The following is a 19,823-nucleotide window of genomic DNA, read 5'->3' on the forward strand; positions in this document are numbered from 1 at the left end:
ATACCAAAACTTCACATCTAAATCCTTTCAACTTTGAGGGTGTACCTCATCTGCTCGATAACCGCTATAAGCGATTGATGGTTTCGGTTACTGAATATGGGCTGGGCTGACTGATGATGCCGTTATTTGCATTCATAACACCGAACTCCTCAACGGTTTTGGTGATGGATACTTCACGGCACTTCAAATCTGTGCCATACCGCCATCGACAAACAACTCAATGCCGTTCACAAAGCTGCTGTCGGCTGAAGCAAGAAAGACAACGGCTTTGGCAATCTCATCGGGTTTGCCGACTCTTCCCAGTGGGATAACGCTGGCTTGGGTATCCACGAATTCTTGCAACTGCTGGTCATTCAGTCCCAAAAGATCGTAACCAGGAGTCGGAACTACACCTGGGCTAATGGCATTTACTCGGATCTTGCGCTCTTTGAGGTCGAGTATCCAATTGCGGGCAAACGATCGCACGGCGGCTTTGGTAGCGCTGTAAATACTGAAAGCTGGCGTACCTTTTATAGAAGTAGTCGAAGCATTCAGGATAATAGAAGCGCCCTCTGGTAACAGTGGCAGTGCCTTTTGTACGGTGAACAGCAAACCTTTGACGTTTATGTTGAATGTTTTGTCAAAATGTTCCTCAGTGATTGCTCCAAGTGGGGCAATTTCTCCACCACCAGCATTAGCGAAGATGATATCGAGGTGTCCTTGCTCTTGCTTAATGGTGGCAAACAGGCGATCGAGGTCTGCCAGATTAGAAACATCGCTCTGCACAGCCGTGACATTTTTACCAATAGCTTCTACAGCAGCATCCAGTTCGGCTTGGCGGCGACCCGTGATGTAGACATAAGCACCTTCAGCAACAAACTGTTTGGCAGTGGCAAGACCGATACCACTGTTACCACCCGTGACAAGGGCGATTTTTCCTTCTAGTTTTCCCATTGTGCGAATCCTCTGATTGTTGGGTTTACAGCGGTCAGTTGTTAATGGAGAGCGGAGTCAAGAGGAAGAATGGTCAGCCCATATTTAGAGCTAGGGCGATCGTCTTTTGAATATCTGCATCTGTAACTGGGGGTATGCGTTCTTCCAGAATCGACGCTTGCTTGACGCGCGTTTGCGTTCACGCAGTGCAGCGTTTCGCTGTTCACTAATGTTTGAAATTAAACCATAGTATCCTCTCTAAATTTACTATGATTCCAGTCATGCCACGTTCGATAAAACGCAAGGATGCCAGTGCCAAGACAGCAATAGAGAGATGCAAACGATCAATCATGTTTAGATGTGAGGCGTCTGCGCTTACTGCTTCCTTACAACCTCGAAAACAACATATTTAACCCTTCAGTCATTGTCGGATGAGTTAACACTCCATCACGCAGAACGGTGTAGGGCATTCTCGCTTGCATTACCATCTGTACTGTCGAAATCACTTCACCTGCTGCATGGCACAAGAGCGAACACCCTAAAATAAGACCCGTCTCGGTATCTAAAATTGCCTTCAGCAGCCCATCAGTTTGACCCAGTGTTTTCGCTCGTGTAATAGCTGAGGCATCCAATTTAGCTACGCGAATGGCATACCCTTGTTGCCGCGCTTCGGTTTCGGTCAACCCTACAGAAGCCAACTCTGGATCGATGAACAGACAGGAGGGTACCAAGCGATCGCGTGTGCTGCGGTTGCCCCCATCAATCAGATTGGTTTTGATAATACGATAATCGTCCAGCGCTACATGGGTGTATTGTGGTCCGCCGTTAATATCGCCTAACGCCCAGATGTTTGGTACATTTGTCTCTAGGTGATCGTTGACCTGAATAAATCCGCCTGCATCAGTTGCTACACCAGCAGCGGCTAAATTTAAGGTATCAGTTGTTGGCGCACGACCAACGGCAACGAGTAAATGTGACCCTTGGAGGCTTATCTGACGATCAACAACTTGAAGCTGAAGAACAGTATCATTACCAGCGCGTTCGACCCTTAATACTTTCGCATTTAGCAAGAAGTCAATGTCGTCCCGTTCTAAAAGCGTTTGAGTGGCGATCGCAATATCAGGATCTTGCTTTTTGAGGATTTGCTGACTCTGCCCAATTACGGTAACGCGAGCGCCAAAACGCCGGAACATCTGGGCAAACTCCAACCCAATGTAACCACCGCCAAGCACGATCAGATGCTCCGGCAACTGTTCTAGCTCCATAATCGACTCACTGGTCAAAAATCCAACTTCTTTGAGTCCAGGTACGGATGGAATCAACGGTCGCGTGCCTGTGTTAATAAACAATCGTTCTGCAGTGAGGAAGCGAATTGTTCCCTCAGCAGTTGTCACTTCAATCGTTTTGGGTGCCACAAAGCGAGCGGTGCCAATGATCAAATTATCCCCCAAGGGGGTGTGTAAGTTGTTAAAATTCATTGCTCGCATGGACTGCACAACTGATCGCTTGCGCTGAATCACTGCCGTTAAATCAACGGTAGGCGGTGCTGTATGGATACCATAGGTAGCGCTGTGTCGTAAGGTGTTTGCTACCTCTGCACTTGCCACCATCGTTTTGGTGGGAACGCAGGCGATGTTAATGCATCCGCCACCAATCATGTTTAAGCTGCGTTCTATCAGAGCTGTTCTGCGTCCATCTGCAACCAGTGCGGGTGCCAGAGTTTTACCTGCTTTACCACCGCCAATAATAATATCATCGTAGTATTCAGTGTTCATTCATTTCTCCTTTGAATTTCACATTATACTAACCCTTTAAAATCAGACCATGGATGAGAAAGATGAGAAAATGAGATTGATGCATGTTCAGGATAATTCATCCTTAAAAATGTCTATAAATATAAATCATGACTCAATTGAGTAACACCGAAAAAATGAATGAGTTGTTTATTGGAGTGCTTGATTGATTAAAGGTACAATGACTGCAATGTTTTTGACCAAATCATCACTAAGAGAGAACCGTTGTTTTAAGTAATTGGGATCGTTGTAACTCAGCCACACTTTGCCGTCAGCCGCTTCCCATGCCAGTATTTTCAGGGGTAAATCCAGAGCGATCGTCGGCTCTGCTACCATGAGCGACGTTCCGGCTTTAGGGTTGCCAAACAGCAATAACTGAGTTGGACGCAGGCTGAGTCCAACTTTTTCGGCTTCAGCCTGTTGATCAATGCGGGCAAAAATAGTGATACCTTTTGCGTGAAGGATAGCTTCTAAGCTGTTAATGGTTTCGGTTACTGAATAGGGGCTGGGCTGGCTGATGATGCCGTTGTTTGCATTCATAGCAGTGAACTTTTTAATGGTTTTGGTGAGGGTTTTTTAACTTCAAATTTATGCCATATCGCCATCGACAAACAGCTGCTAACCCCTATCCTTCGTAGAAATAGTCCGGCTGGATCTTGCCCTTAAGACGTTCGCGCATCTCAATCGAGAAGCGGAGCACTGCACCGAGGGGACGATGATGGATAGCAATATGGACAATTAGACCATCTGGGTTCTTGATGAGGATTGTCACACCAGAAAGGGGCTGTTCGCCGAACGCTTTCGCGTCCCACTCCAGATATGTTTGCTGAGCGCTCTCGACTTGACGAGTGAAAGTGAGCGCCTCGTAAACTTTGCTGGCGGTAGCCATAACACTTTTTACGCAATCCCGCCCTTTGATCGGGCGGACAAGCACACTGGCTTCAAGAGTGACGTTGTCGGCAAAAGCGTCCGCGAATGAGCTTTCCAACTTATCGGCGAAGGCTTGAGTCCATTTCTGCATTTGGATGTCGGTCGTGGTGTTGCTAGTCATTTAGGATAAGTAATCGGACAAAATTAGATTCATTCGTGAAGGCAGGAGTCATACCGTTTCACTTTAAAGTTGATACAAATAGGCAGCAGTGGGGCAGGGAGCAGTTCTTTCTGGGGGAAAGAATTAAAGACCAATCATTTGTATCAGCCATTTTGTGAAATGGTATCAGGAGTCAGGAGTCAGAAAAAAGTTTGTGTAATCAATTCTGTCGGAGTACTTATACCTGAAGTCTTAGGGTAGATCTCCGGGTGCACCCAGAATTTCGTCGCCAATTTCGGTAGAGATGCGCATGAACAATTCCATGTCAGGTGTCTCATTCTGGTTTAGCGTCCCTGTTGCTTCAATTAGGCGAGCAAAGGCACTGGGCGAAGCAACGACTAACCCGCGAGCTGGTTGATCGCTGAGTGCAGCAACAACATGGGGTGTGCCCATCGGAATGAAGGCACTTTCACCTGCGCCTAGCACAACCTTATTCTTACCAACCCAGACAGTGAACTCTCCTTCCAACACATAGAGTTGTTCGGAATAGCGTGTATGGCGATGAGGTGGAGTCTGTGCACCAGGAGGGAAATAGCCCTCAATCAGGTCATATTTACCGTCAGTTGTGGTGTGATCGGCGACGATGGTAAGGTAGTTATTAAGAAGCCAGAATGATTTTGTCATGGAAGTACTCCTTCTAATGAATGAATTGTGTTATGAACGCTCAAGCTTGCAACTCAGATAAAGCAGGCGTTCATGCCGTCAACGCCAGCAAGGGGAGTTTCAATCGTGGTAGTCTAAATTCCTGTTCAATTGCAATGATTCCTCCCAGAGTCGATCGGCGTTGTCTGAGTTGAGGGCATAAGGAGCAACACCACTCACATAACCGTTGCCGTTTGTGACAATCATGGCTTCATTGCAGTCCTCGAAGTAGCGTCCGCTAATGCCATCCAACAGCGGAGAAGTTGCTAGGAGGACAGAAGTTGCTGCGCCCTGTTCCGGTGTCTTTCGATGCTCAGGTAGAGTTTTAAGACCACCTGTGTAACGTTGGAGATTAGTCACAATCGCCCCAGGCATCAAAGCGTTGGCGGTGATGCCATCGCCAAACCATCGCATGGTGGCACCAACGGCAAAAAGAATGTTTGCAGTTTTGGACTGCGCATATGCCAGCAGTGGATCGTAGGGGCGAAACGCAAAGTGGATATCATCAAAGACAACAGGTGACGCTAAGTGTCCGCTAGAACTGACAGACACAATGCGGGCAGCACCGTCTGCCGCCAAGGCATCATGGAGTCCGAGTGCCAAAGCGAAGTGTCCGAGATGGTTGCTAGCAAACTGCATTTCCCAGCCTTCTGACGTGTGTTGCTTGGGTAATGCCATCACACCCGCATTGTTGACGAGAATGTGCAACGGCCCATTCCATGCAGCAACAAATTTGGCGATCGACTCCTGGCTGCTCAAGTCAAGCGGAGCAACGTGAATATTTTGGTTTCCGGTAGTAGTGGTGATATCAGCCGCCGTTTGCGCTCCAGCATAGGTATTACGCACAGCTAGCGTCACCTCAGCCCCAGTCAAAGCCAATGCGCGCGCCGTTTCTATGCCGATGCCCGATGCTGCTCCAGTCACGATCGCCCGCTTGCCAGAGAGATCGATGCCTTTTACTACCTCGGCGGCAGTGGAGTGCCGTCCAAATGATGTTGCGATCAGTGCCATCATGCGATCCTTGAGGGTATCGAATGTTTTATTTACTGCTCATTATGAACTGCCACCACCGTGATGACCTATAGTCGGTAGGCTCCATTGCCGATTTTTAGATAGACGAGCGAGTTGGCATTGGAACATTAAACTGATCGGAAATGGTTTGCGAGGTACGCTCTGCTTTAATTAAATCCGCCGCCTTCTCACCAATCATGATGGTCGGTGCGTTCGTATTTCCTGTGGTGATTGTTGGCATGATGGAGGCATCAACGATACGCAATCCCTCAACCCCATGTACCCGCAACTCAGGATCGACTACCGCCATTGGGTCAGTGCCCATTTTGCAGGTGCCAACCGGATGCCACAGTGTGCTGCAATTGTTGCGGATATAAGCTTTAAGGGCTTCATCACTCTGAACCTCAGCACCCGGAGCAATTTCTGCACCACGAAACTCATTAAAGAAGTTGCTATGAAACAATTGCCGCATTAATTTAATTCCCTCAACCAGCTTCTTCACATCGGTTTCATTTTGCAGATAGTTCATCCGCAACATCGGTGTGTCTTTAGGATCAGGCGTTCGCAAACCGACACTGCCAATATTTTGCAGATGGGTCAAAGCGACTGCACCCGTAAATCCAAATGCCGCTGGAGCATAGCCAGGGGGTAAGAGCTGAATGGAACCGAATAGAAACTGTAAATCGGGTGCAACCGCTGAATTCGACTTGCTATGCAAAAATAATCCAGCTTCCCCGATACTACTGGTGCTGGCAAAGTGTAAATCCTGAGTTGCTTGGTATACCACAGGAGAGAAAATGTGGTCTTGCAGGTTTTGACCAACACCTGGCAGCTCGACGACAACAGAAATCCCTAATGTTTGTAAGTGTGCAGCATCCCCAATGCCGGATAGCATCAGCAGCTTGGGCGAATCGAACGCGCCCGCACTTAAAATCACTTCCCGCTCAACCCTGACTTGGTGCAGCATTCCCTCGTGCAGATATTCCACCCCAACGGTGTGGGTTCCCTCAAACAACAATCGAGTCACCAATGCCCCAGTCGTTATAGTCAAATTACGACGCTGGAGAATCGGCACAAGGAACGCAGCAGCAGCACTGTGCCGTTTACCCTCCTTAATAGTGTGTTGATAGGGTCCGGTTCCTTCCTGCTGCGTACCGTTGAAATCAGGATTGTAGTCAAATCCCATTGCCACACATGCCTCTACAAATCGTTGAGAAGTTGCAGTAGGCGCAATGGGATCGGTAACGCTCAACTCCCCATCAACTCCGTGGTAAGCGGAGGCACCGCGTTGCTGGTATTCAGATTTCTTGAAATAAGGCAAGATATCCTGGTAACTCCAACCGGGATTTCCCAACTCTTGCCAGTGGTCATAATCGTGATGATTGCCTCGGACATATATCATGAAATTAATCGAACTGCTGCCTCCCAAGACTTTGCCACGGGAACAAAACATTTTGCGATTATTCAAGAAGGGTTCTGGTTCAGAGAAATAGCTCCAGTCCACCTCTGAGCCTAGTATATTGACGCATTCCGCTGGGATGAAAATCTCTGGTTTCGTATCTGGGTTGCCTGCTTCGAGAAGTAACACGGTCGTGTCACTGTCTTCCGTCAAACGGTTGGCGACTACGCAGCCTGCCGACCCGGCACCAATCACAATGTAGTCATAATTAGTCATAAAGTTCTCTTCCTCTGTTATCTACAATGGATAAATGGAGTCAAGAATGAATTCATTTAAAGAGCGATCGCTGAAATACTGTTAGTTATTTGATTTACAACACGCGATCTGCTGAATTTAACTGCGTACCAATGGTGTATCCACCAAATGTTCTGCTAGAAACCAAACTTGGTCTCATTGGTTCGCGGGACTTGGCTCACTAACAAATCGTTAAATTGGGATTACTTTACAGCAGTGCTTGCTGCTTCAATCACTTTGGCAACCTCTTTTGGATGAGAGATAAAAGGAACATGACTGGAGTTGACTTCGGTTGTCTTAGCATTAATCCGTTCAGCCATAAATCGTTGAAGTTCAGGGTTGATGGCGCGATCACTTTGAGTCACGAGAAACCAGGAAGGAATCGTTTTCCAGGCGATTTCATTCAATGATTGCTCAAACGCGGCGCTGGCGATCGGCTTTTGGGTTGCTGCCATCACTCGCGCCTCAGTCTTCGATACGTCCTGGGCAAAAAATTCGTGAAACTTCCCGCGATCAACATAAAGAAAGTTTGCAGCATCAGGTGCGATCGCTTTGCTAATTGGAGGTGCTGCATACTTTTTATTCAAATCACTCGTCTTTTCACCGACATCTGGGGCAAAAGCATTAACATAAACCAGAGCTTTCACCTGTGGATTGCCAGCCGCCGCACCCGTGATCACATTTCCACCATAGGAATGTCCGACTAAAACAACGGAACCTTTTTGATTGTCAATTACCCGCTTCGTCGTTGCGACATCATCAGCAAGCGAGGTGAGCGGAATCTGCACAGCGGTCACTCTGTAGCCATCCTGCTCCAACAATGGAATGACGTGTTGCCATGATGTACCATCAGCAAAAGCCCCATGAACGAGAACGATCGCAGGTTTAGAGTTGGAGGCTTGAGGTAATTCCTTGGAGGTGGCTGATGTTGGATGCATTGATATGCCAACGACAACACTTAATGCAAATAACCACAGCAACAATTTTTGAACTTTTTTCCATGTAAAAACCATCATTGCGATCGCCTCTGTATTCTTGCTAAATTGCTCAATTTTCTGATTCTTGTTGTCCGTATAAAAGTTATGAAATACTCTCCGCTGAAATAGTTATTAAAATAAGCACTAAAAACTTTAATCATTTGCAGCAACAACGGCTGCCATTATTTGCTCAACAGTCCAGCGATCAAGATAGCGAATTCCATTAATAAATAAAGCGGGTGCAGCCTCCACTCCACTTCGCAGTCCACCTTCAATGTCCGCATTGATCCGATCGACATACGTTCCCCTGGAAAAATCCTGCAAAAATTGAGAAATATCAAGTCCTAAACGATTGGCATACTCCACTAGATACCCATTTCCCAACTCTTGTTGATGGATAAATAGCATCTCATGCATTTGCCAAAACTGCCCTTGAGCGGCTGCTGCTTCTGCGGCTTCGGCTGCCCGGTGAGCATGTAGATGAATCCGTACTTGAGGAAAATGACGGAAGATAAAACCTAAATTATTTTCTCCAAACGAAACCTGCAATTGCTGTTGAGCAACTTTAATCATTCGATAGACGTTAGCACTTTGAAAATATTCATAATCTCCATACATGACGAATACTACAGCAGCATTCAGTACACCTTGGATATGATCCTGGGTTGAAGGCGGAACGAATAGAGAACGATTATTATGGTCGTAAGTCATCTTTCGGTTTGTATTAAGCAAACTTAAGCCTCACAAACCAACTGCATCAACATCGCTATGGATTTAATATAGAGAATTTACCCTCTGTTGTCGTCCACTCTGGGTTGACATTTTTCTACAATCAAGTGATGGATGAACCTGTCCATCTCGCAGTGGAAGGTTATCTCAAACTTTAGTTGGAGTCTAAAGCCAATCTAAATTTGATTTTGAGCAAATCTAACGTTTGATGAAAAATTGGGTCGTTGTTCGTTGCTTACGGCTGAAACTCCGTAAGTAACTGCACTAAGCGTAGGGTTTCCGACGAATCCGGTTGACTGCTGAATAATTGCTTCCATTGCGCGTTTTGATCTCAAATGCGGTGCGTGCGCCATACGCGGCCATATCCTCATACTCAATAACAAGAATTAGCGAATTGGTATCAGGGCAGGAACAGCATTACGAAAGAGGCGCACTGATTGAGGCATGACCTCGCTGTTGAACTTGGGACTGGCTGCTTCACCCAGTTTAACCATGAAATCATTCATCCGCCCTAGCTTGACTTCGTAGGTAAAAATTGCAAAAACAGCCATTGAAGAAATCCTTTTGTTTGGCTAGTGTAAAAATTATACATTAACAAGATTCACAAAAAAGTTACGGCCCTGCCCTTTTCCCCACTTACAAACTGACAATCCCACGCTTAACAGCAGTAATCACGGCTTGTGTGCGATCGCTCACTCCCAATTTGCTCAAAATGCGATTCACATGCGATTTGACAGTGCTTTCACCAATACTCAAAGCAGTCCCAATTTCTTGATTACCCATTCCTTGTGCCATCAAACGCAGCACTTCCAACTCTCGTTCGCTCAGTTCTGGATTGCTCATTCGCTGCAATAATTTTGCGCCCACTTCTGGCGGAATATATTTCTGGCCATTATGAATGGCGCGAATCGCATTTAAAAGCTCGCCAGGTTTAGCATCCTTAAGCAGATAGCCTTGAGCGCCCGCCTGCAAGCCGCGATAGATGTCTTCATCACTATCGTAGGTTGTGAGTACCGCGATTCGAGCCTGCTTAAATTCAGCACGAATCGCCATAATGGCTTCAACACCTCCCATTTTGGGCATTCGTAAATCCATTAGGGTGACATCGGGTTGGTATTCTCGAAACGCGTCGATCGCCTGTTGCCCATCTTCAGCTTGAGCGATCGCTGTCATTTCTGGATCGCGGTTAATGATAGTTACTAAACCCTTTCTGACTATGGGATGGTCGTCAACAATCAGCACCCGAATCGTAGTGGATTGTCTCATTGTAATTCTCACTCTCGATTGCTAGTGACAATAATTTCTGTTCCTTGACCTGGTTGGCTTTGAATCGCTAGTTGTGCGCTAATGCGCTCTGCTCGTTCGCTCATTCCTAATAAGCCAAACCCACCACTCAAAGGAATGCTACCCACTCCAAAGCCCCTGCCATCGTCTTTAACTTGTAAGATACACTGTGTTTGGTTGTACACTAACTCAACCCGAATTTCGCTGGCACAAGCGTGTTTAATCGCATTGGTTAATGCTTCCTGCCCAATTCTGAGTAAGTTATTCTCCACTTCGGTTGGTAAGGAATAGGCTGTACCCTGAGTTTCGCAAATCACAGCCGTGTCGGTCGTTGATCGCATTTGAGCCACAATACGATGCAGGGCACTCTCTAAATTACCTTCTTCTAGTAGCCGCGGACGGAGTGCTGATACGGAGCGCCGTGCCCCTGCTAGCCCTGCGCGTGCTAGTTCCTCAATCATTTCCAGATGTACTTGGGTTGCTTCCGGGTCATCCGCCAGTACTTGTGTTGCTGCTCCAACCTGAAGCAGAATACCTGTGAAGGATTGAGCCAGTGTATCATGAATTTCGCGCGCCATCCGGTTGCGTTCTTCCAGAATGGAAGCTGCTTCAGCGAGTTTGCGATCACTAATGTCTGCGATCAGACTGTAGAAGCCTCTCACCTGAGCATTGTCATCGAAATCAGGAATCAAGGTTGCGCTGATGCACCGCTTACCAAGCGGAAAAGGGATTTCTGCTTCTAGAGGTACAGTTTGCCCTTCAAACACTTGATTAATGTACGGTTCAACCCGTTGATAAACCGCCTCACCGAGAAGTTGGCGAACAGGGTTGCCCAGAATTTCATTGCGGCTACGGTTAAACCAAACCTCATAGGCATAGTTGATGAATTGATAACACCGATTGGCATCTACATAACTAATGAGAACTGGTAGAGCGTCGGCAATCAGTCGTAATTCCTGTTCTCGGTCGCGCAGTTCTGCTTCGCTTTGCTGTAATGCTGCCGTTCGTTCTGCCACCTGAAGTTCCAGGGTAAGGTTGTATTCGGTTAACAGTTTCTGTGCTCGTCTGCGCTCTGTAATGTCTTGAAAAGCTACGATTGCATAAGCCACGTCACCCTGTTCGTCAAAAACTGGAGTTGCCCATGCCTCAATTGGAATAGTTATGTCGTTTCGGCGAATTTCCATGTCATCAACCGTGATGCGTTCACCGCTTAATGCACGGACAATTGGCAGTTGGTCACTTGGATATTTTTCATTTGTTCCCGCCCGATAAAACTGATAAACCTCTGCATATTGATCTGGTGTTACGGCAGGATCGACACCTTTGCCCACTAGCTGAATTCTCCGTTGATTGGCGTAATAAGGGTGTCCCCTTGCATCCAATACTGCAATGGCTACTGGAACTGCTTCTAGGAATTGAGCTATTCTACTTTCACTCTTTTGTAGGTTTGAGTAGAGCTTGGCATTTTCAATTGCGATCGCTGCCTGAGTAGATAGAAGATTCAGAAGTTGCGATCGATCTGGTGTAAATACCCCAGTTGCTAACTGATTTTCTAGATACAACACACCAACGAGTTTACTTTGATTGAGTAGCGGCAGACAAAAGACCGATTGAGTTTGGTAGCGTTGAATGTATGGCTCATTAGTAAAAGTACCTTCACAAGCCGCATTATTTAAGATGACCGATTCATGCGTCCGAATCACATACTGAATAATCGATTCGGGTAAGCGATCGGACATTGGAATTGATCGCATTACTCGTGTAGGAAAAACCTGCTTACCCTCATTGAGTTCACAAGCAGCCTCAATTTTCCATTCGCCTGCATTTTCCAAAAGCAAGCATCCCGTTTGTGCCCCCGCATTCTCAATTAAGATCTGCATTAAGGAATGAAGCAATTGTTCCAGTTCAATTTCACTGGAAATCGCTTGTGATGCTTTCATTACCGTTGCTAAATCAAAAGCAACTTGCGGGGCATTAGAGGTCATTCCAGCAGTAGTGCGGATTGGTGTAGAGTCTACGCTAGGCGACTGAGGAAAGAACTGAGGATAGCGAGTTTCTAAATCTTTAACCTTTGCCGTTGCTCCCCACCGTTCATAACAGTAATGGGCTTCCTTCATGTAGAGTTGAGCAAACTTTGCCAGACCTCGCGCTAGATAATGCTTGGCAGCTAATTCATATGCTAATGCCTCTTCCTGAATATATTCGTTTTCTCTAGCTCCTTGAATCGCTTGTTCGTAGAATTTTTCTGCTTCAAGCAACTGACCTAAAACTCGCGCTTTTTCTGCTTCGATTAAATAATATTTATGGAGATAATTCATTGGCGCATACTGTGCCCATTGCTTCATCTTATCCTGGCTAAGGGCAACTTTCTTGATAATTTCTTCCTGCTCTTGAGTACTACTTCTAACGTATATTGCCAGTCTTGTTAGAGAGTCATAGAGACAGTACACAGGAACAGTGGGAGTCACTCTTATTTGGCTTAAATGACTTTCTGCCCTAGCTGAGTTTTCAACTGCCTGAGCATACTCTGAAAATAGATAACATAGAATAAGTTTGCTGAAAGATTCCAGAAAAATCGAAATTCTATTTAGTTCATGTTGTGGCTGTTTCTCCTCGTTGTAAGCTTCCCCAATAAGACGGGTTGGCATGAACGAACGCCCCATCAAATTCAATACTGTTTGCTGTAATACTTGAATATGAATGAGTGCTGTTTTCTGTTGAACTTGACGACGAATCGCTTCAGTGTATGTCCTCATCTCACGTTCAAGTTCTGCGAGTTCCTTACCGACAATAACGCCTTGGAGACAGTAAGCGTAAGCACCATAGGCAGCGAACTCTAAATCTCCTATTTCCAACCCACTTCGATAGACTTCCAAAAGTGGCTCGGCTATTTCTCTAACGTGTTCTTTCCAATGTCTAATGAAAAAATTCACAACGAACAATGTCCGTGCTTTAAGTACATGAGTATGGAATTCTGACAACAGCTTGAGAGCCAACTGTCCAAACTGGTAACCAGACTCGATGTTTCTCACCATTCCACAAAGGATTAATCCGCCAAAGGTGCTGTAGACAAAGGGAGATATAAACGCATTGCCATATTGTATAGACAGATTAACCTGTTTAGATAAAAGTAGAGACACTAAATCAGGAGCAGCAAAATAGGCAGAAATCGTGATCCTTGACATAATTCGCATTGCTGCCAATTGATTAGAATCAGTCATTTTCGGTAAATAACTCAAGTTCTTAATCAGCGTTTCTTTAAAGTGGGATGTAATGATGTCTAATTCACGCTGAATATCCAACTGAGTTGGCTTTTCGGGAAAACTGATCCCTAGTTGCTGTAACACTTGTAATGCTGTATCGATCGATTCTAGTAGCTGATTCTGTGCAAAAGCTGTTTCAATTTTGACTTCGTAAACTTTCACAGTATCAAGAACTGTTTTAGCTTGTTGCAGAACGATCGCACCCCAGTATTCCACCTGCTCAAAATCGCCACACAAATACGCGACTTCTGTTGTATCCACATATAACTCTAAGGTCAGCTCATAGTTTGTTTGCCAGCTAAAGGATTCTAACAATTGTCTACCTATGGCTAAATAAGTTTTTGCCGTGCCATAAGCGATCGCCGCTTTTGCTTTCTGACCTGCCATCAAGTTCAATCTGGCAATTTCATCTCGTTCTGCTTGATTAGTAATCAGTTCAATTCCATGATTGAGATGATCCACAATTTCAAACAGTCGATTTGATAGACGAGCTGCCAACGCTTCTTTAAGCAAATTGCGACCAATTTGAAGATGAACCACCTGTTTGTGCGATTCATCGATTAGGGCATAAGCTGCTTGCTGGACGCGATCGTGCGAAAACTTATAATTCTGAATTATCAGATTTTCATCTAACTCTGAGGTTGCAAGAAGCAACTCTGACTGAATTACAGTTGTGAGTTCTACAAAAATTTCAACCGCTGGTCGTTCACAGATGATTGAGAGTGTCGCTAAATCAAACTCAGCACCGACACAAGCAGCTAAGGATAAAACCTGTTGAGTTTGCTCTGGAAATTGTTTCAGCTTTCCGATGATTAACTCCACTACATTGTCGGTAATATTTTTGGCTTTGATATGAGTAATGTCCCATTGCCAGCGTTGTTGATTAATGTCGAAGACGATGAGACCTTCAATGTACAGCGCTTTGAGAAATTCATTGGTGAAGTAGGGATTGCCGTTCGCTTTTTGCCATATCAGTTCTGCTAAAGGTGCAATCGACTCGGTATGCGTGTGCAAGGTTTCAGCAATCAGTTGAGCCACAGCCTCTAGTCCTAGCGGAGCTAACATTATCTGACTAATAGTAACAGTTTCCTGCTTTAGCTTCTCTAAGGTTGCAATCAGCGAATGTGTTTGAGTGACTTCGCGATCCCGATAAGCTCCAATTAAAAGCAGGGCTTGTATCCCACGGTCGCTCAAAATTAACTCGATAAGCTTAAGCGTAGCAGAGTCTACCCATTGCAAATCATCCAGAAAGATCACCAGAGGATGCTCAACAGAACAGCAGGCTCGAATGAACTTCTGAAACACAAGGTTAAACCGATTTTGTGCCTCAGTTGCTCCAACTTCTGCTACGGGTGGTTGCTTGCCAATAATCCACTCAACTTCTGGAATGACATCAATAATCAGTTGTCCGTTGCTGCCTAAAGCTGTAAGCAAGCGCGATCGCCATTGTTGCACCTGCTCATCAGGTTCACCCAACAACTGCTGCACCAGTTTTCGTAGTGCATCCACAATTGCGCTGTAGGGGATATTGCGCCCAAATTGGTCAAACTTACCCGAGGTGAAATAACCGCGCTTTGCTGTGATCGGTTTGTAGAGTTCCTGTACTAAAGCTGATTTGCCAATGCCAGCATAACCAGACACTAACATCATCTCAATATTGCATTGAACATTTTTCTGATTTCCTATTCCTGCCACTCTCTCAAATGCTGCTAATAATGCTGCAATCTCTGCTTCTCGTCCATACAACTTCTGGGGAATGTGAAACTGATCGCAAACATCTTGTAGACCCAGCTGGATATTGCGAATTTGCCCTGTTTCTCTAAGTTGGGCTGCACAACGTTCTAAATCTGCTTTAATGCCCCAGGCGCTTTGATAGCGATCTTCTGCATTTTTCGCCAGCAATTTCATAATAATGTCTGAAACATCTTTAGGAATTGCACTGTTAATCGGTGATGAATCATTCACCACGCCCCACAACGCCATATCCTCTACTTGGGGAGGAAGTTCAAGTCTTGGCGGTTCCCGTCGAGTTGAAACTTCCGTTAGCGCAGCTAAGCCGTGCTTGCGTTCGCGCAGCGTCTCGTAGAGAGCGTCACCCGAAGGGGGAGCCACCTCCGTGGGCGGGTTTCCCGACTTCAGGGGAGTGGCGTGAGACCCCATCGCCCTTGGCGTCTCCCCTTGGGAGAAGACCGGAGTGGCTCCCCCATACCCATTCGGTTGATGCTCACGGCAGAAGCCCACACCCCTAATTTCACACGGAGGAATCGGCTGTTTAGCAATATGACAATGCACTAGCTCCAAGATATCCGTTGTTGCGAACGGCAGGTGCCCAGTGAGCAATTGGTAGAACGTTACACCGAGTGAATAGAAATCGGTGCGGTAATCAAGCAAACGGTTCATTCGTCCGGTCTGCTCTGGCGATAGGTAGGCAAGGGTTCCTTCTAAAACATGAGGGCTTGTGAAGGTTGGATTGGTGCGGTTAAATTGAGTGGCAATCCCAAAGTCGATAATCTTGACTATGCCCGTATTAGGATTGAGAACGATATTGCCAGGATTAATGTCCTTATGAATAATATTCGCGGCATGGATCTCACCTAGAATTTGTGTGAGCTTGACGGCAAGCAAAAGAAAAGTGGATACAGGCATCGGGCAGAAAATCTTTGGGTGCTGCTGCATCCAGTAGTCCAAGGACTCTGCACCAAAATCCTCGAGGAGGATGACCAGCGTACGTTTATAATTCTCCTGGCTGTACGCCTTGATTACACCTTCTATGTTCAAAGAGCAGGTAATGGCATACTCCTGTCTATAGCGCTTGATTTCTTGAGGTGAGGGATAATCTTGCTTGAGCATTTTGACGACGATCGCCTGACCATCTTGCACTCGGATGCCTCGATACACTAAAGAGGTTGAACTCTCATAGATTTTGCATTGAATGGCAACTCCAGGCAGGGTAATCATCCAACTCTCTCCTGAGGTAGGACATAAGCGTACTGCCAATTATATCCCACATTCCGTACCCTAAACTGTCACAGAGGGAAAATACGGATAGAAAGAAGCCAATAAAGAATAAAAACAAACATCCTTAGTCAAAAAAGACAGATTAAAACAGAATTTACCTGGATTCAAGACTTACAAATTTATATTTGGCCACCAAAGCAATTGGTCGTGAATCGCAACGGCTACAAACTCCGTTACTATGATCAAACTACTGATAAAGCAGACAAGAGTCTTCCTACAATACCCATGCAAAGTGGGTTTGTTTTTTGGGAATGAATGTATTTGCAAGGACATTTGCAAATTTGTTGTGGTGGTTGCGATCGCTTGGCAAAACTAGAGCGACTGTTTCAAAGTCTCCCAATTTATCGGGGAGCCACTGCGGGAACTGGGGGTTTCCCCCATGAGCAAGTGGCGTGGATTTAAGAGGATCTAGAACGTTTTGATACTGACAATAGGACTTCTAAAACATCCTCTCAGGAAAAATTAATTTCAGAAATTAGGCCTTATCTACGGTATCTAGCGGTTCCCTTGAGTACAAAAGTCTGATATGATGTTGGTGGCACTATGCCACCAGCTAAATTTCCCTCAACTACCTGAGTAGCTAAAACGGCTATGGCTTGGACAGAACGTTCATCAGTAGTGAGAACTATACTGATATCTGGTAAGAATAAGCTCAGTCTGACTATATTTCCGAGAATGAAATTAAAGTTTGGTGGTTTGCTAATAATTACTGTGACTAGTGTATCATATATTTCATCAGTGCTTGATGTCTGAATTTGATCACCACTGAAATGAGAGGAAATTTTTTCAGTTTTGTAATCAAGCTGTGGAACTCCATTAAGAACTGAATACTTAATCTCAATACCTTCACCCTTCAGTTCAAACTCATTTGCTTTTTGCACAACAATTGCTTTTGCTGGCTTCGTGGATTTGGGAATCAAAAAAGATAACAGTGATGTGGTGGTTAAGCCAGTTACAAAGGTGAGAGCAGTCTTGAGAATTTGACGGCGGGACGAATTGGAGGATATATCTTTAAGGTTAGGGTTCATAATTGCGAAATGCCAAAAAGTAAAATTCTGATCTTTTCAATTCTCTCAAAAAATTATCCGATTATAATGACAAACTGATGTTTCTTGGTTATGAGAATAAGCATTTCTTGTTTAAACCTGAGTTCGCCGTCAGAAAATGCCCCAAAACATTAGATATAAAGCTTTCGGATGAAAAACGCATTCGGGCTTTGTTATCAACAAGTCTCCCATAATGAGAATAAACACTTTGTTCTCAATAACTAGGTTTAATTCTCAATATTTTTTGTATAAAAACGCCTAGCTCAATTGGTTTGAAAGCTTATCATACAAGCTTTTTAAGCTAATTTCTTATATCGAACTCAGGTTATTAAAGGCTATTGGGCATAATGAAGACAGTCGTCGAGAGATGAGCAATGCAGAAAATATTACAACGGCGTTTTGCCTCAATGCAATATTCCCATAGTGTTTATAGTAATACTGATATTCAGCATAATTTAATTTCTGGAGTACTGGAACAGGTTAATCAAATTAAAAACCATAAAATCTCGATTACGACGACTTTATTGACTTTCCCTTTCTCCAGTTATATTTTCCCAAAAATTCAGGAATTACAGTCCCAGAAACTCCAGTTTCTATCTTTGAATCATTATGCTTTTTTCAACCAGCTAAACATAGCGCGTAAATCTTTACCAACTTCCTCAATTTTGTGTTCAGCTTCTTTGCGACGCAAGGCGGTAAATCCTGGTTTACCAGATTGGTTTTCCAGAACAAATTCCCGTGCAAATTGCCCAGATTGAATTTCGCTGAGAATCTTTTGCATTTCAGCTTTGGTTTGTTCGGTGACAATCCGCGGGCCACGGGTATAATCGCCATATTCAGCTGTGTTAGAAATGCTGTCACGCATTTTGGCTAAACCACCTTCCACAACCAAGTCAACAATCAGCTTGACTTCATGGAGACATTCAAAATAAGCTAATTCTGGTTGATAGCCAGCTTCTACCAAAGTTTCAAATCCGGCTTTGATTAAAGCACTCAAACCACCGCACAATACTGCTTGTTCGCCAAATAAATCAGTTTCGGTTTCTTCGCGGAAAGTAGTTTCGAGAACACCAGCGCGGCTACCACCGATACCTTTAGCGTATGCCATCGCGCGATCGCGTCCCTGACCACTAGCATCTTGATAAACTGCAAATAGCGCTGGTACACCTTCACCCTGTTCATAAGTCCGCCGTACTATATGCCCTGGCCCTTTGGGTGCTATCATCACCACATCTACGTTAGCCGGTGGTACAATTTGCCCAAAGTGAATATTGAAACCGTGGGCAAAAGCTAACACATTCCCTTCTTCTAAATTGGGTTCAATCTCGTTTTTATAAATCGTTTTTTGGACTTCATCAGGTAACAAAGTCATGATGAAGTCAGCAGCATTGGCAGCATCTGCAACATTCTTCACAGTTAACCCAGCTGCTTGGGCTTTTGCTACTGACTTACTACCCGGATATAATCCCACAATCACATTCAAACCACTATCTTTTAAATTGAGAGCGTGGGCATGACCTTGGGAACCATAGCCGATAATAGCAATAGTTTTTTCAGCCAAAAGGTCTAAATTGGCATCTTCGTCATAGTACATCCGGGCCATAGAAGCATCTCCTGTGAGCAAGCATCGTCATTAATTAACAGGCTTTTGATTGTACCTCAAATTGAGTAACCACAGATGAACTATGAGCCATTAACAATTCGTAATTCGTAATACTCGCCTCCGGCGAGAAGCAAGCTACGTAATTCGTAATTACGTTATGGATGAGGATTTACTTTACCAAACTCAGCACTTCTGTTACAGAAATCGCAACAATACAGGCTTTGAGTTTTACTTCAGTAATACTGGGGTTAACTTCATCCATCTGGGGGTAGATTATGTACGCTTCGACTAAATTACCGCGCACATCTGCTTTATTTCTGAGTGGGTTATTAGGAGGGGTGATTTTTACCAGTTGTGCCTCTTCCCATCAGTCAGCAAATAAGGCTTTACCTCCAATTGCAGCACCTGCACCGACTAATGAAAGCAGTATTTCTCAAAAGGCGGAAGCTGCACCAATAGCCCGTTCTCGTCCCCAACTGATCAAAAAGGCAGCAATCTCTTTGACTGTCAACTCTGTAGATCAGACTATTGATGCCGTTTCGCAAATTATCAATAAACAGCAAGGGGATTTAATCGAGTTGAAACAACAACAACCGAAAAACGATAACCCGCGTTACACAGCAACAATACAATTGCGGATACCAGAGAACTTGCTGGAATCTACCTTACTGGACTTTAGACTAAAAAGCAGAAAATGACTCAGGGAAACTGAGTTGAAAACAAGCAAAGCCAAAAAATTAAAAAATCAGAAATCAAGCAGTT

17 protein-coding genes are annotated in these 19,823 nt (G+C 44.9%); 3 read left to right on the forward strand and 14 right to left on the reverse strand.

Features of this window, described 5'->3' with window-relative positions; translation table 11 throughout:
* Window positions 1-183 precede the first annotated feature (183 nt).
* From V7L29_RS26535 to V7L29_RS26560, 6 genes are all read right to left on the reverse strand, one after another.
* The gene (locus V7L29_RS26535; protein ID WP_334737314.1) at window positions 184-933 is read right to left on the reverse strand and encodes an SDR family oxidoreductase; all 750 of its coding nucleotides are present in this window, start codon (window positions 931-933) and stop codon (window positions 184-186) included.
* A 365-nt stretch (window positions 934-1,298) separates the two neighbouring features.
* A complete protein-coding gene (locus tag V7L29_RS26540; RefSeq protein WP_334691581.1) occupies window positions 1,299-2,687 on the reverse strand; it encodes a mercuric reductase in 1,389 nt (462 codons plus the stop codon).
* A 168-nt stretch (window positions 2,688-2,855) separates the two neighbouring features.
* On the reverse strand, window positions 2,856-3,245 hold the full coding sequence (locus V7L29_RS26545; RefSeq protein ID WP_334691580.1) for a DUF302 domain-containing protein: 390 nt from the start codon (window positions 3,243-3,245) through the stop codon (window positions 2,856-2,858).
* 85 nt (window positions 3,246-3,330) lie between these two features.
* Window positions 3,331-3,756, reverse strand: coding sequence for a hypothetical protein (locus V7L29_RS26550; RefSeq protein WP_334691579.1), 426 nt, complete (start codon window positions 3,754-3,756; stop codon window positions 3,331-3,333).
* 231 nt (window positions 3,757-3,987) lie between these two features.
* Window positions 3,988-4,419, reverse strand: coding sequence for a cupin domain-containing protein (locus V7L29_RS26555; RefSeq protein WP_334691578.1), 432 nt, complete (start codon window positions 4,417-4,419; stop codon window positions 3,988-3,990).
* A gap of 99 nt (window positions 4,420-4,518) precedes the next feature.
* Window positions 4,519-5,316 carry an SDR family NAD(P)-dependent oxidoreductase gene (locus V7L29_RS26560; protein WP_334737315.1) on the reverse strand — a complete coding sequence of 266 codons (798 nt, stop codon included), beginning with the start codon at window positions 5,314-5,316 and terminating at the stop codon, window positions 4,519-4,521.
* A gap of 16 nt (window positions 5,317-5,332) precedes the next feature.
* Here V7L29_RS26560 and V7L29_RS26565 point away from each other — a divergent pair, with 16 nt between their 5' ends.
* The gene (locus tag V7L29_RS26565) at window positions 5,333-5,512 is read left to right on the forward strand and encodes a hypothetical protein (protein WP_334737316.1); all 180 of its coding nucleotides are present in this window, start codon (window positions 5,333-5,335) and stop codon (window positions 5,510-5,512) included.
* A gap of 33 nt (window positions 5,513-5,545) precedes the next feature.
* Here V7L29_RS26565 and V7L29_RS26570 read toward each other — a convergent pair whose 3' ends face one another.
* From V7L29_RS26570 to V7L29_RS26595, 6 genes are all read right to left on the reverse strand, one after another.
* On the reverse strand, window positions 5,546-7,123 hold the full coding sequence (locus V7L29_RS26570) for a GMC family oxidoreductase (protein WP_334737317.1): 1,578 nt from the start codon (window positions 7,121-7,123) through the stop codon (window positions 5,546-5,548).
* A gap of 221 nt (window positions 7,124-7,344) precedes the next feature.
* Window positions 7,345-8,157 carry an alpha/beta fold hydrolase gene (locus V7L29_RS26575; protein ID WP_334737318.1) on the reverse strand — a complete coding sequence of 271 codons (813 nt, stop codon included), beginning with the start codon at window positions 8,155-8,157 and terminating at the stop codon, window positions 7,345-7,347.
* Window positions 8,158-8,271: 114 nt separating this feature from the next.
* Window positions 8,272-8,829 (reverse strand): DsbA family protein, encoded by a 558-nt coding sequence (locus V7L29_RS26580; protein WP_334737319.1) that lies wholly within the window; start codon window positions 8,827-8,829, stop codon window positions 8,272-8,274.
* 404 nt (window positions 8,830-9,233) lie between these two features.
* Complete coding sequence (locus tag V7L29_RS26585; protein ID WP_334737320.1) at window positions 9,234-9,398, reverse strand: hypothetical protein; 165 nt, start codon at window positions 9,396-9,398, stop codon at window positions 9,234-9,236.
* An 85-nt stretch (window positions 9,399-9,483) separates the two neighbouring features.
* Window positions 9,484-10,113 (reverse strand): response regulator transcription factor, encoded by a 630-nt coding sequence (locus V7L29_RS26590; RefSeq protein WP_334737321.1) that lies wholly within the window; start codon window positions 10,111-10,113, stop codon window positions 9,484-9,486.
* A gap of 8 nt (window positions 10,114-10,121) precedes the next feature.
* A complete protein-coding gene (locus V7L29_RS26595) occupies window positions 10,122-16,352 on the reverse strand; it encodes an AAA family ATPase (RefSeq protein WP_334737322.1) in 6,231 nt (2,076 codons plus the stop codon).
* 321 nt (window positions 16,353-16,673) lie between these two features.
* Here V7L29_RS26595 and V7L29_RS26600 point away from each other — a divergent pair, with 321 nt between their 5' ends.
* Window positions 16,674-16,814 (forward strand): hypothetical protein, encoded by a 141-nt coding sequence (locus V7L29_RS26600; RefSeq protein WP_334737323.1) that lies wholly within the window; start codon window positions 16,674-16,676, stop codon window positions 16,812-16,814.
* Between the two features lie 80 nt (window positions 16,815-16,894).
* Here V7L29_RS26600 and V7L29_RS26605 read toward each other — a convergent pair whose 3' ends face one another.
* Together V7L29_RS26605 and ilvC are read right to left on the reverse strand one after the other, a co-directional pair.
* Window positions 16,895-17,440, reverse strand: coding sequence for a hypothetical protein (locus V7L29_RS26605; protein ID WP_334737324.1), 546 nt, complete (start codon window positions 17,438-17,440; stop codon window positions 16,895-16,897).
* A gap of 625 nt (window positions 17,441-18,065) precedes the next feature.
* Entirely contained in the window at window positions 18,066-19,061 is a 996-nt protein-coding gene (gene ilvC / locus V7L29_RS26610; protein ID WP_334737325.1) for a ketol-acid reductoisomerase, read from the reverse strand.
* A gap of 275 nt (window positions 19,062-19,336) precedes the next feature.
* Here ilvC and V7L29_RS26615 point away from each other — a divergent pair, with 275 nt between their 5' ends.
* A complete protein-coding gene (locus V7L29_RS26615) occupies window positions 19,337-19,759 on the forward strand; it encodes a DUF4349 domain-containing protein (protein WP_334737326.1) in 423 nt (140 codons plus the stop codon).
* Window positions 19,760-19,823: the final 64 nt, after the last annotated feature.

It is taken from the genome of Nostoc sp., from assembly GCF_036916575.1.
Taxonomy (GTDB): domain Bacteria; phylum Cyanobacteriota; class Cyanobacteriia; order Cyanobacteriales; family Nostocaceae; genus Nostoc.